We start from the raw sequence: 13718 nt of genomic DNA, 5'->3' as shown, positions 1-13718 counted from the left end.
AAACAAGCTTACCGTCCACCGAACAAAGGCACGTCACGTCGTTTGAAAATTGGCGTTAACGCCATGCCCGCGACGAAGCCGCCCAAATGCGCCCACCATGCCACTGCGTCGGGCGAGCCGAGAATGGCGTAAAACAACTGCATGGCGATCCAGAACCCGAGCATCCAGAAGGCCGGAACCGGCACGGGAATGGGGATGACGATTTTGGCGAGCACAAAGACGCGGGCGTGCGGATACAAGAGAATATAGGCGCCCATCACCCCTGCTACGGCTCCTGACGCGCCGATCAGTGGGCCATTGCCATCGAGATTGAAGGCGAGATGGAATAGGGCGGCGAGGATGGCGCAGGCCCCATAAAACAGAAAATAGCGCACGTGCCCAAAGGCGTCTTCGACATTGTCGCCGAACACCCAGAGGAAGAGCATGTTGCTCAACAGATGCAGCCAATCGGCGTGTAAAAACGCGTAGGTGAAGAGCGTCGCCCAATCGGGCAGCCACGGCACAGGCTGGGGATAGAGATCGCGCACCACAATCGGGATCATGCCGAAATTGATGGTGGCTTGATCGAAATCGGCTGGCGGCAATATCGCCTGAAAGCAGAAGACGAGGATGGTGAACGCCATCAGCCCATAGGTCACATAGGGGAAACGAACGTGACGGATGGCGTTTCTATCATGCAAAGGAACGAACAGAGCCGGTCTCCAAAAAAGATCGGCTGTGCCTGTCAGCCTTTTGAGATGTCACCATAATTGCCCGGAACCCACAAGACATCCTTTGCGCCATTGCCATTGGTGGTGCGCGAGAGGACGAACATAAGGTCCGAGAGGCGATTAAGATAACGCAGGGTTTCGGCGCTGGTTTCCGGTTCGACTTCAAGAAGTTCGGCAACCAGCCGTTCGGCACGACGCGCGACGGTGCGGATCACGTGGAGCAGGGCCGCCAGAGGCGAGCCGCCGGGCAGGATAAAGCTCGTCAGTGGGGCGAGATCGGCATTGTAGAGATCGATCTGCTCTTCGAGATAGGCGGTCTGTACAGGGCGAATGCGCAGGCTTGGATAGGGATCTTCCGGGCTATCGGCGCCGGGTGTCGCTAGATCGCAGCCAAGATCGAAGAGATCGTTCTGAATGCGGCCGAGCACAGCATCAATGGCTGGAAAATCTGCGGTGTGCAGGCGCGCCTGACCGATGAAAGCATTGGTTTCGTCGACCGTGCCGAAAGCGTCGATGCGCAGATCGTGCTTGGGGCGACGGGGACCGCGCACCAGACCCGTGGTGCCGTTGTCCCCGGTCTTGGTGTAGATGGCGTTGAGCTTGACCATGGATTAGCGGCTGCCGCCGAAGAGGGCCAAGGCGATGAGCAGCAGCAGCAGGGCAACGCCCTGACCGATGACGCGCAAGCGCATGAGCTTCTGGCTGGTGTTGCCGGAGCCGCCCTTGAGCATGTTCCACAGGCCCATGCCCAGAACGATGACCACGAACAGCATGACGAGGCCGATGGCGATATTGAGAAGGGTTTCCATTTGGACCTAACCGATCGATGGGGTCTTGGGTTCGCCTCTTATATAGGCGGTTATCCCATTGGCGAGTGCGTCATAAATGGCACGGATTCGGGGTGAGGTGAACAAGTGCTCGTGGGTGGTGAGCCAGAAAGGCAAAGGCGGGGCTTTGATGTCGATGGGGAGGACAACAAGTCCTGATGTCGTTTGGGCAAGAACTTTCTGCCCAAACCCTATGCCTAGACCGGCTTTGATCGCTTCCCAGAGATAGGCCTGATCGGCCGACCGGATAGCAAAGTTTTCGTCGGTGAGGGTGTAGCCGAGCGTTTTGGCGTGGTCGATCAAGGCGGTGGAGCCAGAAAATCCGATGAGATCATGCTGGAAAAGCTCGTCCAGCGTTCGGGGCGTGCCGCGGCGCGCCAAATAAGTCTCATGGGCGAGGGCGACAATATCCGTTGAGCCCAAGTGGCGACTGATCAACTCCAGTTGGGTCGGACGAAACATGCGCAGGGCGATGTCGGCGTCATTGAGCAGCAGGTTTTCACTGGTGTCCGAGGGAATGATCTCCAGCGCAATATTGGGATAGGCGAGGCGTATGGGTGCCAAAATGGCGGGCAGTACGTGGTGTGAAATGATCACGCTGGCGGTAATGCGGACGGTGCCCGAGAGCGTGTCCTGCGCCCCAGTTGCGCGGATGTTGGCCTCAGCGATTGCCGCTTGCGCGGTGCGAATATGATCATAAAGCCGGAGGGCGGTGGAGTTGGGTTTGAGGCCCGACAGGGTGCGAGCAAAGAGTTTGAGCGCGAGCGCTAACTCAAGCGCCTCAATATGGCGACCAATAGTGGGCTGGCTGATCGACAGCGCCCGAGCGGCGCCAGAGAGGGAGCCGTGCTCGACCACGGCGGCAAAACTGCGCCAAAAATTCCAATCGGGCTCTCTATTCATTTTTGAATATTAATCGTCCAGTTTTGGCGGATTTCTATTCAGAACTGTATCGGCCATTCCTCAATCGAACAAGATTGAGGACGGCGGCGATGGACGAGCGGTTTACAAATGGATGGCAGCGGGTCGAGGGGGCGGTGTTGTTTGTCGTGGCGCTCGGCGTTGTGTTGAGCGGGGATTATGGCTTGCCAGTTTGGGCGGCAATTGTGGTGTTCTTTGCGCCCGATCTGAGCTTTTTGGGCTATGTCTTGGGCCCGCGCCGCGGGGCCTGGATCTATAATAGCGTCCACAATTATGGAGTGGGCGCGGGTGTCTTCGTTCTTGGCGCGATGCTGTCAGTCTCGCTTCTTTGCGCAATTGGGCTGCTGCTGGTCGCTCACACAGGATTTGACCGCATGTTGGGCTATGGCCTCAAGTCGCGACTGGCTTTTGAGGTGACGCACCGTGGCCGGATTGGGCGGGACAAGCTCAGCGTTCAGGCAGACCAATCAACCGACGCACATCGTTTGGGGTGAGCCCTTCAGCGCGCAAATCGCGCAGGCTTTTGGAATTGCGCGATTTGGAGAGCTTTGCGCCCGTCTCGTCTTTGAGCAGGCGGTGGAAGTGATAGATCGGGCTCTTAAGGCCCAATATGGCCTGCAAGAGAACGTGAATATCGGTTGCCGCCTCGAGATCGCGGCCACGGGTGACATGGGTAACACCCTCTGCGGCGTCGTCGACAACAACAGAGAGGTGGTAGCTCGTGGGCGTGTCTTTGCGTTGCAGCACCACATCGCCCCAACGTTCGGGCCGGGCGTAGCGCACTTGCGGGCGGTCGAGCACAGTGGGGCCAACGATGGTATAGGTCAGCATGCCAACGCGGTCGTGTGTCGCTTCGGTATCGAGGCGGAACTGAACGGCGTCGCCCCGCTCCAAGCGCTCGATGCGCTCGGCATTGGAGAGGTGACGGCAGGTGCCGGGATAGATTGGCGCACCGTCTGGATCGGTTTCGTTGGCGTGTTCGGCGATTTCAGCGCGGGTGCAAAAGCACGGATAGATCAGTGCTTGGTCGCGCAAAACATTGGCCGCATCGGCATAAAGCTCGAGCCGTTCGGACTGGATCAGCACCGGTTGAGGCCAGCACAAGCCCAGCCAAGCCAGGTCTTCAAAGATCGCTTGGGTAAATTCGGGTTTACAGCGGTTGAGGTCGATGTCTTCGATGCGCAGATGAGCTGTGCCGCCCAGCTTTTCGGCCGCCTCCCAAGTGAGGAAGGCGGAGAGGGCGTGGCCCAGATGGAGATAGCCATTGGGGCTGGGAGCGAAGCGAAGGATCGGCTGAGACATGGCGCAGAGACTTACCAAAGATTTGGTCCTTGCAACACCGCGCATTGATCACCCCGAGGGACTGGCCTGGCATGTGGACCAGCTCGTGGGGTTTTGGCCCCAGTTGGCGCCAATGCGGGAGGTGGCTGGCGTTGTTGAGCCGCGGGTCAATCCCAAGGGCTTTGCCGGGCTCGCGAAGGTTGTCTGTGGGCAACAGGTTTCAGTGCAAAGCGCAGCAGCAATATGGGCGCGGTATTCGGCGCTTCCGGGCGCACTTGAGCCCGATGGCTATCTTGGCGTGTCAGAAGACGATATTCGCGGGGCCGGGTTTTCGCGCAGCAAATATGCGACCATGCGCGGCGTCGCCGAAGCGATTAGCGCAGGTGAGATCGATTTGGCGGCGGTGGAGGTTTTGCCAGCCGAAGAGGCGGTGGCGAGACTGGTGCAGTTGAAGGGGATCGGCCCCTGGACGGCCGAGGTGTATCTGCTGTTCTGCGCCGGGCATCCAGATATTTTTCCAGCCGGGGATTTGGCCTTGCTCAAGGCCGCCCATTCTGGGCTTGGTCTTGACGCTCGTCCGACGATCAAAGAAATGATTGGCATTGCCCAGGATTGGTCGCCGCACCGATCCGCCGCGGCTATTTTATTTTGGCGCTATTTTGCCGCCATGAAGAAGCGAGAAGGAAGCCTGCTGTGACCAAACTCTCTGGCCCGATGGTGGCTCCGGCAAATGGCCAAGCACCCGATAGTGCAGTGATTTTGCTCCATGGTTATGGCAGCGACGGTAATGATCTGATTGGTCTGGCGAGCCATTGGCAGCATCTGCTGCCCGGTGCGCTGTTTATCTCGCCGAACGCGCCGCAACCGGTTGGTCAATTCAGCGCTGGTTTTCAGTGGTTCCCTATTGATTGGGACCCGAGCGCGGACCGCCTTGCTAATCGCCAGACGGGCGTGGTGACGGCCCGCCCGGTCTTGGAAGAGTTTCTCAACGATCTGTGGAGCCAGACCGGGATTTTGCCACAGCGCACAATTTTGGGGGGCTTTAGCCAAGGCGCGATGATGGCGCTGCACACAGGATTGGCCCTGCCCAAGTCCCAGCAGCTGATGGGGGTAATCGGAGTTTCCGGCGCTTTCCTGCCGCCAGAACAGTTTGGCTCGGACGCGCTGGCCAAGCCGCCGGTATGCCTCGTGCATGGCGATATGGATGAGGTCGTCGACCCCAATCATAGCGCCGACGCTGACCGTATTCTGCGCGATGAAAAATTTGACGTGCACTATCACGTGAGCCGTGGCGTCGGGCATGGAATTGCACCCGATGGTCTTGATTTCATGACGAATTTTATTTCGGCAGTCAGCCAAAAATAAATCCGGCATCTGCTTCACACAGGCGACACAAACGGCGTAGTATTACTGCGCTATGGACTTACACGATTCCCGTTTCGGGAGACTCAAGTGACTATCCATGTGTCGCCTGAGACTTGTCCCGCACTGGTACTGAACGCCGACTACCGGCCGCTCAGTTACTACCCACTGTCTTTATGGTCGTGGCAGGATGCGATTAAGGCGGTGTATCTGGATCGGGTCAACATCGTGTCGCACTACGACACGGTGATCCATTCATCCAGTTTCGATATGCGTCTGCCCAGTGTTGTGGCGCTGAAAGACTATGTGCAGCCGGTGCGCTTCCCGGCTTTCACACGCTTTAATGTGTTCCTGCGCGACCGTTTCCAATGCCAGTATTGCGGCAATCCGCATGATCTGACCTTCGACCACGTTATTCCGCGCTCTAAGGGCGGGCTGACGACTTGGGAGAATGTGGTGGCGGCGTGTGCGCCGTGCAATCTGCGCAAAGCCAACCGCCTGCCGAGCGAGATCAAGATGTTTCCTCGGCAGACGCCTTTTGCGCCAAGTGTGCATGACCTGCACAATAATGGGCGGTCTTTCCCGCCCAATCATCTGCATAAGAGCTGGCTCGATTATCTCTATTGGGACATCGAGCTTGAGCCCTAGGCTTTAGCGCTGACGCGATGTGCGCAGGATGGACAGGGTCAGCAGGCCCGCGATTGCTAGCGAGATGATGGCGTTATAGCCAGCCATGGAAATGCCCAGGAAGCGGAACTGCACCACGTCGCAGCCGATAACCGGTTTCAGATCATTGAGCGAATCGAGTGAGAGGCTTTCGCCAAGGCCAGAGCATGTGGTCGGGCCGGGCCAGAAGCCCCATTCGACGCCAGAGTGGAACGCGCCAAGATAAGCGCCATAGGCAAACAGCGCCGCAACAATCGCCATGCCGGCGATTTTGACCTGCTTGGGTAGGCGGCCCCAAAGCACCAGAATCAGGGCCAAGAGGGGGAGGCCCCAATAATAGGGCATGCGTTGTTGCAGGCAGAGGTCGCAGGGCTGGAGACCGCCGATATATTGGGAGCCGAGGGCTCCCAGAATGGTGGCGAGGCCTAGGATAAAGGCGATCCCGGCGGCAATTCGTTCGAACGGACGAGCCATTTAGTTTTCTCTGCTGACGCGATTAGGTGGCAGGCGCTTAGCCCGTATTCATGTCAAAACCCAGACAAAGCGCAAGTTTGTTGTGTGTGCCTTATTTCGCCACAAGCATAGGGCAATGTCGCGCGCGAAATTGTGATCGCAGCGGACGAAAGTTGATGCGATTGGCCTAAAGCTGGTGCAGGCCGGTAATCCTTTTTTGCCCAGTTGTGGTGCATGGTGAACAAAGTATTGATCTAAGGTGGTGGTATTGCGCAGCGTCACTCTGGCCTCAATCAGTGCAGGAATTTTGGCGGCGGTCAGTCCGGCGGCGGCGGAAAGCTGTGCCGAATTGCGCATGGTCAAAGGCGGGCTGGTGGTGCAGGTCACCGACGGCGATACCATCGTGCTCGATAGTGGGATCACGGTGCGGATGATCGGGACGCAAGCGCCAAAATTGCCATTGGGTCGGGAAGGGTTTCCAACCTGGCCGCTTGCCGAAGAGGCGAAGGCGCAGCTTGAAGCATTAGCGCTCAATAAGCGCGTCCAATTGGGTTATGGTGGGCAAGAGATCGACCGCTATGACCGCGCGCTCGCCCATGTGTTTGTCGAAGACGGCGAGACGTTGATCTGGTCGCAACTGCATATGGTCGCGAACGGCTTGGCGCGGGTCTATTCTTTCCCCGATAATCGCAAATGCCTCGGCCCGCTTTTGGCCGCAGAAGCGCGCGCGCGCGTCGAAGGCCTTGGCATTTGGGCCAACTCCTATTATCGAGTGCGACAAGCAGACCGGCCCGAGATGCTCACAGATCGCGTCGGCGACTACGAACTGGTTGAGGGCAGAGTGTTAACCGCCGAAAAGAGCGGAGCACGTGTTTATCTCAATTTTGGCCGTTTCTATAAAGAAGACTTCACTGTGGTGATCGAGGGGCCGGCTCAACGGCTCTTTGATGACGATAGTATTGATTTGCTGGCGCTGGAGGGTGCGCTGGTGCGAGTGCGTGGATGGGTGGACGATCGGGACGGTCCACGCATCGAGGTGACCCATCCCGAACAGATCGAGGTACTTGGGCGGCAATGACCACGCTTCCTAAAAAATTTGCCCTTCGTGCCTCCGCCTTGGCGGTTAGCGTGCTTGCTATAACTGCTTGCTCCTCGATTACGGGCTCCAACATCAGCGTTGGCCGGACCGGGGACAATCCGGCGCCTTCAGTGTCGCAGGAAACGCTCACGGGTGATGATGCCATTGGCCGTCGCGAGCATCCGCGCATTGTTGCAACCTATGGTGGGGTCTATGAAGACCGCCAAGCCGAGATCATGGTTGCGCGGATTGTGGGCCGCCTGTTGGCTGCCGCAAACCAGCCCAATGTGCAGTTCCAAGTGACGATCCTCGACACCTCGGAAGTGAACGCTTTTGCGCTGCCGGGCGGCTATATTTATGTGACGCGCGGGATTTTGGCGCTGGCCTCGGATACGAGCGAGCTGGCGGCTGTTCTCGCGCACGAAATTGCCCACGTGACGCTGCGCCATGCGCGCGCGCGCACCGACAAGACCCGGACCACGCAAATTGTTGACCGTGTGGTCACAGGGATTTTCGGTGGCGATCGATCGAGCGATGCCGCTGCCGATCGGACGCGTCAATCCTTGGCGGCCTTTAGCCAGAACCAAGAGCTTGAGGCGGATCGTGAAGGGATCAAGTTTGCCGGCAAGGCTGGCTATGATCCAACGGCTGCGGCGCGCTTCTTGGGCGTGATGAGCCGGTTTGCGGCCTTCTCGGCTGGCGCTGCCAAGGGCGATGGTTTCTTGTCATCGCACCCATCGACGCCAGCGCGCGTTGAGACAGCGTTGAGCTCGGCACGCCTGTTTGGCGCAGGTGCAGTCGGTGAGACCGATCGTGAAGGGTATCTGGCGGCCATCTCTGGCATGACTTTTGGCGATAGTCCGGCGCAGGGCAGTATTGTGGGCCAGCGCTTCGTTAATCCGGCGCGCAAGTTCACCTTTGCCGTGCCGCAAAACTATGCGCTGCAAAACGCGCAGAGCGCGGTTGTGGGCGTGGCGGGCGACGGGGAAGCGGTGCGCTTTGATAGCGCGCAGGTCCAAGGCAATATGGAGCTGACGGCGTACCTCAAGTCCGGCTGGATAGCGGGCCTGAAGGCCGACACCGTTCAGGCGCTGAATTACAACGGCATTGAGATGGCGTCGGGCCTAGCGCAGACGGACCAGTGGTTCTTCCGTGTGGCGGTGATGCGTATGGATGGCGAAGTGTATCGCTTTATCTTCGCGGCCAAGGCTGACAGTCAGCGTTTTGCGCAGGGCTTTGATACAACGCTCCAAAGCTTCCGTCGTACGACGGCGGCCGATCTGGCCCCGATCCGGAAAACCTCTATTCGTTTGGTGACGGCGAAGGCCGGGGATACGGCCAATAATTTGGCGGCGCAGATGGCCAATATTCCGGCCGGACGCGACCTGTTCTTTATCTTGAACAATCTCTATCCGGGCGATGAGCTCAGAGCCGGTCAGCGCTATAAAATCGTGGCGGTGCAGTAGCGCTTAGAGGTTGGCGGCTTTTTCGGCAAAAATATTGGCCGCGTTCCCGTATTTGAGCAGATTTTCAATGCTGGGGCCGAGCACAGAGGCTGAAGCTAGGGCCGTCAGGCTGAGAAGCGCGGCAATGAGCACATATTCGATCGCTGTGGCGCCACTGGTGTCACGTATAAAGCGCGAAAATGTTGTGCTCAGCATAGGGCCTCCAAACTTGCCCTATGCCGCTCTCCTCAAAGCAGATCGCACAGGGCCGCAATGAGCGGTTCATCGGCTGGGGGCATGGGGTAATCTCGCAGAGCCTGCGGGCGGACCCATTTGAGGGCCTGGTGCTCGTTGGTTTGCGGCGTGCCTTGCCACTTCCGACAGGCGTAAAGTGGCATCAACAGGTGAATATTATCGTAAGAATGGGATGCAAATGAAACCGGTGCGAGGCAGGCCTCCTTGGTTTCAATACCCAGTTCTTCGCGCAATTCGCGGATAAGGGCTGCCTCTGGCGTTTCGCCGGGTTCGACCTTGCCACCGGGGAATTCCCACAGACCCGCCATGTTCTTACCCTCGGGGCGCTGGGCGATCAGCACGCGACGGTCGGCATCGACCAGAGCGCAGGCGACAACAAGGAGAATAGGCTTATCGCTCACTTGGGGGCTCCGGGGATGCGGTAGTGATAATCATATTGATGGGTGTAGCCGAGCTCAGAATAGAGCGCGATGGCGGCAGGATTGTCGCCTTGGACATTGAGAGCGGCAAATTTGGCGCCCTGTTTCTTGGCCCAAGCCAGGCCCGAGTTCATCATGGACTTGGCGAGCCCCTGACGGCGACGTTGGGCGTCGGTGATGACATTGCCGGTGATGACAATGCCATCGGCGATGGCCATGAGGCCTGAGGCCACGGCTTGCCCATCACGCGTGAGCACCACGCCGGTGGCGGGCACCTTCAAAACCGCCATCAGGTTCGTGAACCCGGTCAGCGTCGTGTCGTCATAAGACTGAAGCTGCTGCTGGGCTGCGACAAATTTGGGGTCCGTGACGCTGAGGAAATGCGCCTCGGCGTCTGCTTCATGATCGCCTAGGTCCATCGCATAGATGTGGCTGAGATCAATGGTTTGCCAGCCCGACTCGTCGAGCGTGGCGGATACTTCAGGCGCTGCGAGCGGAGTGATGCGGAAAACCGGCTTGGTTTTGCGAATGATCATCCACGTGCTGGCCGAGATGATGCGAAGATCGGCGTCTTCAAAATCATCAGGGTCAAAGCACTGGGTTGAGTTGGCGCGTTTGGTGTAGCCGCCTGAGGCGCGTCGTACCCAAGAGCCATCCCATTTTTCTTCGATGCCGGGCCAGGCGGATAGCCCGGCGCGTTCAATCGCTTCGACGTCTGGGATGCTCATTGTGGTACTCCGCGTGACGACCGGATTAGCTCCGGTAGTCGCCGTTGATGGTGATGTAGCCGTGGGTCAGATCGCAGGTGTAGATGGTGGCGCGGCCTTCGCCCATGCCGAGCGATACGGTGAGCTCAAGCTCTTCGCCCTTCATGTAAGCGCTAGTGGCGGCTTCATCGTAACCATGAGCGCGCTCGCCATCCTTGGCGACGACGAGATCGCCGAAGCGGATGGAAAGCTTATCGCGGTCCGCTGGCTCGCCGGCCTTGCCGACTGCCATGACCACGCGGCCCCAATTGGCGTCTTCGCCGGCAATGGCGGTCTTGACCAATGGGCTATCAGCAATGGCCTTGCCGATGCGGAAAGCGCTTTCGTCAGAGACTGCGCCTTCGACGTGAACGGACACCTGCTTGGTGGCGCCTTCGCCATCGCGGACGGTGAGGATAGCCAATTCGAACAGCACATCGGCCAAGGCCTGGCCGAAGATTTCTGCGCGCGGATCATCGAGCGATGCAATCGGCTCGACAGCAGCCTTATTGGTGGCGAAAACCAGCAGCGTATCAGACGTGGACGTGTCGCTATCTACGGTGATGGCGTTGAAGGTGGTCTGGACGTGACGGCTCAGGAGCGCCTGTAGCACTGGCGCTGCGATCGGCATGTCGGTGACAACAAAGCTCAGCATGGTCGCCATGTCCGGCGCAATCATGCCCGAACCCTTGGCGATACCGTTGATCTTGATCTCGGTACCGTCAATGTCGAGGACAGCGCCGGAGAGCTTTGGATAGGTGTCCGTGGTCATGATGGCCTTGGCAGGCTCGATCCACGGCATGAGGTTCATGCGGGTCGCGGTTTCGTCGAGAACACCATCAAACTTGGACGCATCGATCAGCTCACCGATAACGCCGGTCTGAGCGATGAAAACTTCCGAAGGGGAACAGCCGAGCGCTTTGGCAGCGGTTGCGGCGATGTGCTTGACGCTTTCGCGGCCCTTCATGCCGGTGAAGGCATTGGAATTGCCCGAATTGACGACGAGGCCACGGGCGATGCCGCCAGGCAGGTTTTCGCGGCACAACTCGACAGCAGCCGACGAGCACAGCGAGCGCGTGAGCACGCCAGCAACGGAGGTGCCTTCATCAAACGCCATCAACAGAACGTCGGTGCGGTTCTTGTACTTAATGCCAGCTTCGGCAGTGGCGAAGCGAACGCCTTCAATCGCTGGGAGCTCGGGGAAAGTCTTCGGCGCGAGCGGTGATACCGGAATTGCGGCCATGGGCGAAACCTCAAAGGCAAATCGATTGCTTTCCGGTTTGCCTCAAAGGTGTGACGGACGCAAGGCAGAGCAGAAGGAGTGTAACTGCAGTGCGGTGTTTTTAACCAATAGGCTTACGCCCGATGATGAATTTGGCGAACCGGCGGTTGATGAAAGGCGAGATGAGTATGGCAAGGCTTGAGCTGACCACTGGCACTAAAATCAAAGTTCTTTGCCAAAGTTCCCAAGTTTGGGTCAGCGGGCCAAGTGCGTAGAGCCCAAGGGTGACGAGGGGGTAAACGGCAATGGTGAGGAGGAGGGCCAGTCTTACGCGGGCGGGGATGGGCATGTCTGGGATCTCTAATGAAACGATACGTTTCGTATGTAATGAAACGGGCCGTTTCGTTCAAGTCTTTTCTTTGAGTGCCGCCTCAGGCATATTCGGGGGATGGACCTCAAAGACTCTCAAGCTGAACCCACCGGCGCTGTGACGCGAAAATCAATCGGCGCGCGACGCAATCCGGCGAGCCAAGAAGCCATTCTGGATGCGGCGGAAGCGGTGTTAAACGAAGGCGGTGTGGCTGGGTTTTCGATTGAGGCGGTCGCTAAAAAGGCCCGTGCTGGTAAGCCAACCATCTATCGCTGGTGGCCAAACAGAACCGCGCTGATGCTCGACGTCTACCGGCGGTTTAAAAACGAACGCCCGTTTCCCGACACGGGTAGCTTGCGCGCGGACCTTGTCGCATTCCTCGACAATCAGCTGCTAGGCTTCTGGCATAACAGCCTCGCCGCCACGGTCTATCGCGCGCTGATTGCCGAGGCGCAGACCGATCAAGCGGCAGCCGATGCGCTTTATGCGTATCAGGAAGGCCGCAAAGCTGTGGTTATTCAAATCATCGAAAAGGCCAAGCTGCGAGGGGAGTGCGCGCCCGAGGTCAATTCCGAGTTGATCGTTGATCTCATCGTCTCCTACGCGTGGCATCAGCTTTTGCTTGGGCGGGTCGAGGCGGCCATGGGGACAATCGAGGCCGTCGTCGATAGCGTGCTGCACGGCGCGTTGAACAGCACCACAAGATAAAAAAAAGCCCGGTGCGAGACCGGGCTTTCTTCGTACAGTGTGACGAGGATTATTGAGCGGGGGTAGCCGCTTCCGCTTCTGCGGCTTCCTGTTCGTCGAACTTGGCCTTGAGGGCCTCGTCGTTAATGGTGATGTCCAAGCCATCCATCAGTGTGGTGACCTTGTCGTTGAACGTGGTCATCATCAGCTGCTGCTGGATTTGGCCTGCAACCTGTTCAAAGGTTGGCGGAGCCGACTGGCGCTTTTCTTCAAGCTTGATGATGTGCCAGCCGAACTGGGACTGAACTGGCGCCGAAATGTCGCCGGTGTTTTCAAGCGCGAAGGCCGCTTCTTCGAATGGAGCGACCATCATGCCCTTGCCAAAGAAACCAAGATCACCACCGTTGGCGGCACCTGGATCAATGGAGTTTTCAGCCGCGAGCTTGGCGAAATCTGCACCCTTGTCGAGCTCGGCCTTGAGTTCATTGGCCTTTGCTTCCTCTTCAACGAGGATGTGGCGGGCGTGAACTTCGTCTTCCGGAGTGTATTCGGCAACGAACTTGTCGTACTCGGCGCGGGCGGCTTCTTCGGTCACGCTCGCAACGATCTGTTCGTTGAAATAGGCGCGACGCAGAGCGCGTTCTTCGAGGTAATCAAGGCGCTGAGCGAAGGTCTCGGTCTTGTCCATACCCGCTTCGCGAGCCGCTTGAGCCATCACCTTCATGTCGATGAGGATGCGCACGAGAAATGCGCGACGTTCATCGGGTGGGAGCTGTGCCAGATCCTGTGCCATGTCTTCGGCGGCGAAGGTCAGGTCAGCTTCGGTAATGGAGTGCGCGCCAATGGTGGCAACGACCGCATTCTGATCAGGTGCTGCAGGAGCGGCGTCTTGCGCGTAGGTGGCAAGAGCAGGAACCGCGAGCAGGACTGTCGCGAGGCTAGCAGCGCGCAGCAGGCGCAAGGCAGGGTTCTGCATAGGGATTAGGTCTCTCCTTTGCCGATGTCGGATCGGCACTACCGAATCTTTGTTCTTTCCGGCTCGCACGACATGACGGCTAAAATGTGCCGTGCACTCCGTTGTGTCTGGCACTATAAATCTATCGCAACGCCCGGAAAGTCAGAGGCTTGCTGTGGTGTGGCTGATTTCGGATACGTTGACAAGACCACCCCTCACTCTTACATCTCACCCGCTTTTCCAAAAGCATGGGCCCGCTGTCGCGCCCAACCAAAATCGCGCAGTGGACATGCAAGACTTCGCTCAGAGAAGCTGATTAAG

At 58.3% G+C, this 13718-nt stretch carries 19 protein-coding genes; 7 read left to right on the top strand and 12 right to left on the bottom strand.

Translation table 11 applies throughout. The features are described 5' to 3' along the window. Positions 1-8: 8 nt before the first annotated feature. The 4 genes from JHL21_RS12730 to JHL21_RS12715 are packed head-to-tail and all read right to left on the bottom strand — an operon-like array spanning position 9 to position 2440. Positions 9-680 carry a rhomboid family intramembrane serine protease gene (locus JHL21_RS12730; RefSeq protein ID WP_169195524.1) on the bottom strand — a complete coding sequence of 224 codons (672 nt, stop codon included), beginning with the start codon at positions 678-680 and terminating at the stop codon, positions 9-11. A 44-nt stretch (positions 681-724) separates the two neighbouring features. Next, positions 725-1318, bottom strand: coding sequence for a cob(I)yrinic acid a,c-diamide adenosyltransferase (locus JHL21_RS12725; protein ID WP_200213854.1), 594 nt, complete (start codon positions 1316-1318; stop codon positions 725-727). 3 nt (positions 1319-1321) lie between these two features. Further along, positions 1322-1519 (bottom strand): twin transmembrane helix small protein, encoded by a 198-nt coding sequence (locus JHL21_RS12720; RefSeq protein WP_169195522.1) that lies wholly within the window; start codon positions 1517-1519, stop codon positions 1322-1324. A gap of 6 nt (positions 1520-1525) precedes the next feature. Beyond that, the gene (locus JHL21_RS12715; protein WP_200213853.1) at positions 1526-2440 is read right to left on the bottom strand and encodes a LysR family transcriptional regulator; all 915 of its coding nucleotides are present in this window, start codon (positions 2438-2440) and stop codon (positions 1526-1528) included. Between the two features lie 89 nt (positions 2441-2529). Here JHL21_RS12715 and JHL21_RS12710 point away from each other — a divergent pair, with 89 nt between their 5' ends. After that, positions 2530-2952, top strand: coding sequence for a DUF4260 domain-containing protein (locus JHL21_RS12710; RefSeq protein ID WP_200213852.1), 423 nt, complete (start codon positions 2530-2532; stop codon positions 2950-2952). Here JHL21_RS12710 and gluQRS read toward each other — a convergent pair. After that, a complete protein-coding gene (gluQRS, locus tag JHL21_RS12705; protein ID WP_200213851.1) occupies positions 2906-3760 on the bottom strand; it encodes a tRNA glutamyl-Q(34) synthetase GluQRS in 855 nt (284 codons plus the stop codon). The two genes, JHL21_RS12710 and gluQRS, sit on opposite strands and share 47 nt — an antisense overlap. Here gluQRS and JHL21_RS12700 point away from each other — a divergent pair. The 3 genes from JHL21_RS12700 to JHL21_RS12690 all read left to right on the top strand — a co-directional run bounded on the left by JHL21_RS12700 (position 3759) and on the right by JHL21_RS12690 (position 5749). Next, positions 3759-4436, top strand: coding sequence for a DNA-3-methyladenine glycosylase (locus JHL21_RS12700; RefSeq protein ID WP_200213850.1), 678 nt, complete (start codon positions 3759-3761; stop codon positions 4434-4436). The genes gluQRS and JHL21_RS12700 overlap by 2 nt on opposite strands. After that, the gene (locus tag JHL21_RS12695; protein WP_200213849.1) at positions 4433-5104 is read left to right on the top strand and encodes a prolyl oligopeptidase family serine peptidase; all 672 of its coding nucleotides are present in this window, start codon (positions 4433-4435) and stop codon (positions 5102-5104) included. The genes JHL21_RS12700 and JHL21_RS12695 overlap by 4 nt, the downstream gene beginning before the upstream one ends. Before the next feature lie 87 nt (positions 5105-5191). After that, entirely contained in the window at positions 5192-5749 is a 558-nt protein-coding gene (locus JHL21_RS12690; protein ID WP_200213847.1) for an HNH endonuclease, read from the top strand. Positions 5750-5752: 3 nt separating this feature from the next. Here the strand turns inward: JHL21_RS12690 and JHL21_RS12685 are convergent, their stop codons facing one another. Further along, positions 5753-6241, bottom strand: coding sequence for a disulfide bond formation protein B (locus JHL21_RS12685; RefSeq protein WP_169195515.1), 489 nt, complete (start codon positions 6239-6241; stop codon positions 5753-5755). A 247-nt stretch (positions 6242-6488) separates the two neighbouring features. On the opposite strand from JHL21_RS12685, the gene JHL21_RS12680 reads away from it, so the two are divergent. Then, positions 6489-7298, top strand: a complete 810-nt coding sequence (locus tag JHL21_RS12680; RefSeq protein ID WP_254082044.1) for a thermonuclease family protein — start codon at positions 6489-6491, stop codon at positions 7296-7298. Then, positions 7295-8764 carry a M48 family metalloprotease gene (locus JHL21_RS12675; protein ID WP_200213845.1) on the top strand — a complete coding sequence of 490 codons (1470 nt, stop codon included), beginning with the start codon at positions 7295-7297 and terminating at the stop codon, positions 8762-8764. Before JHL21_RS12680 ends, JHL21_RS12675 begins: the two co-directional genes overlap by 4 nt. Positions 8765-8767: 3 nt before the next feature. Here JHL21_RS12675 and JHL21_RS12670 read toward each other — a convergent pair whose 3' ends face one another. The 5 genes from JHL21_RS12670 to JHL21_RS12650 form a co-directional block, all read right to left on the bottom strand. Then, positions 8768-8959, bottom strand: coding sequence for a Flp family type IVb pilin (locus JHL21_RS12670; RefSeq protein ID WP_349236464.1), 192 nt, complete (start codon positions 8957-8959; stop codon positions 8768-8770). A 32-nt stretch (positions 8960-8991) separates the two neighbouring features. Further along, positions 8992-9399 carry an 8-oxo-dGTP diphosphatase MutT gene (mutT, locus tag JHL21_RS12665; protein ID WP_169195513.1) on the bottom strand — a complete coding sequence of 136 codons (408 nt, stop codon included), beginning with the start codon at positions 9397-9399 and terminating at the stop codon, positions 8992-8994. Then, positions 9396-10145 (bottom strand): GNAT family N-acetyltransferase, encoded by a 750-nt coding sequence (locus JHL21_RS12660; protein WP_200213843.1) that lies wholly within the window; start codon positions 10143-10145, stop codon positions 9396-9398. The genes mutT and JHL21_RS12660 overlap by 4 nt, the downstream gene beginning before the upstream one ends. Positions 10146-10170: 25 nt before the next feature. Continuing rightward, the gene (gene argJ, locus JHL21_RS12655; protein WP_182394429.1) at positions 10171-11406 is read right to left on the bottom strand and encodes a bifunctional glutamate N-acetyltransferase/amino-acid acetyltransferase ArgJ; all 1236 of its coding nucleotides are present in this window, start codon (positions 11404-11406) and stop codon (positions 10171-10173) included. 100 nt (positions 11407-11506) lie between these two features. Next, positions 11507-11734 (bottom strand): hypothetical protein, encoded by a 228-nt coding sequence (locus JHL21_RS12650; RefSeq protein WP_200213841.1) that lies wholly within the window; start codon positions 11732-11734, stop codon positions 11507-11509. 99 nt (positions 11735-11833) lie between these two features. Between JHL21_RS12650 and JHL21_RS12645 the strand changes: the two genes are divergently transcribed. Beyond that, positions 11834-12463, top strand: a complete 630-nt coding sequence (locus tag JHL21_RS12645; RefSeq protein ID WP_200213839.1) for a TetR/AcrR family transcriptional regulator — start codon at positions 11834-11836, stop codon at positions 12461-12463. 49 nt (positions 12464-12512) lie between these two features. Here JHL21_RS12645 and JHL21_RS12640 read toward each other — a convergent pair whose 3' ends face one another. Beyond that, positions 12513-13418 (bottom strand): peptidylprolyl isomerase, encoded by a 906-nt coding sequence (locus tag JHL21_RS12640; RefSeq protein ID WP_200213837.1) that lies wholly within the window; start codon positions 13416-13418, stop codon positions 12513-12515. Positions 13419-13718 lie beyond the last annotated feature (300 nt).

It is taken from the genome of Devosia sp. WQ 349K1 (genome assembly GCF_016595685.1).
Classification (GTDB): Bacteria; Pseudomonadota; Alphaproteobacteria; order Rhizobiales; family Devosiaceae; genus Devosia.
The sequence above is the reverse complement of the archived record's forward strand: the minus strand, read 5'-3'. Positions and strand labels throughout refer to the sequence as shown.

What these genes read in the sequence shown, in the direction of transcription:
- JHL21_RS12725 (WP_200213854.1), bottom strand. Translation starts at nt 1,318, where the DNA reads ATGGTCAAGCTCAACGCCATCTACACCAAGACCGGGGACAACGGCACC.
- JHL21_RS12720 (WP_169195522.1), bottom strand. Translation starts at nt 1,519, where the DNA reads ATGGAAACCCTTCTCAATATCGCCATCGGCCTCGTCATGCTGTTCGTG.
- JHL21_RS12715 (WP_200213853.1), bottom strand. Translation starts at nt 2,440, where the DNA reads ATGAATAGAGAGCCCGATTGGAATTTTTGGCGCAGTTTTGCCGCCGTG.
- JHL21_RS12710 (WP_200213852.1), top strand. Translation starts at nt 2,530, where the DNA reads ATGGACGAGCGGTTTACAAATGGATGGCAGCGGGTCGAGGGGGCGGTG.
- JHL21_RS12700 (WP_200213850.1), top strand. Translation starts at nt 3,759, where the DNA reads ATGGCGCAGAGACTTACCAAAGATTTGGTCCTTGCAACACCGCGCATT.
- gluQRS (WP_200213851.1), bottom strand. Translation starts at nt 3,760, where the DNA reads ATGTCTCAGCCGATCCTTCGCTTCGCTCCCAGCCCCAATGGCTATCTC.
- JHL21_RS12685 (WP_169195515.1), bottom strand. Translation starts at nt 6,241, where the DNA reads ATGGCTCGTCCGTTCGAACGAATTGCCGCCGGGATCGCCTTTATCCTA.
- JHL21_RS12675 (WP_200213845.1), top strand. Translation starts at nt 7,295, where the DNA reads ATGACCACGCTTCCTAAAAAATTTGCCCTTCGTGCCTCCGCCTTGGCG.
- JHL21_RS12670 (WP_349236464.1), bottom strand. Translation starts at nt 8,959, where the DNA reads ATGCTGAGCACAACATTTTCGCGCTTTATACGTGACACCAGTGGCGCC.
- JHL21_RS12660 (WP_200213843.1), bottom strand. Translation starts at nt 10,145, where the DNA reads ATGAGCATCCCAGACGTCGAAGCGATTGAACGCGCCGGGCTATCCGCC.
- argJ (WP_182394429.1), bottom strand. Translation starts at nt 11,406, where the DNA reads ATGGCCGCAATTCCGGTATCACCGCTCGCGCCGAAGACTTTCCCCGAG.
- JHL21_RS12650 (WP_200213841.1), bottom strand. Translation starts at nt 11,734, where the DNA reads ATGCCCATCCCCGCCCGCGTAAGACTGGCCCTCCTCCTCACCATTGCC.
- JHL21_RS12645 (WP_200213839.1), top strand. Translation starts at nt 11,834, where the DNA reads ATGGACCTCAAAGACTCTCAAGCTGAACCCACCGGCGCTGTGACGCGA.
- JHL21_RS12640 (WP_200213837.1), bottom strand. Translation starts at nt 13,418, where the DNA reads ATGCAGAACCCTGCCTTGCGCCTGCTGCGCGCTGCTAGCCTCGCGACA.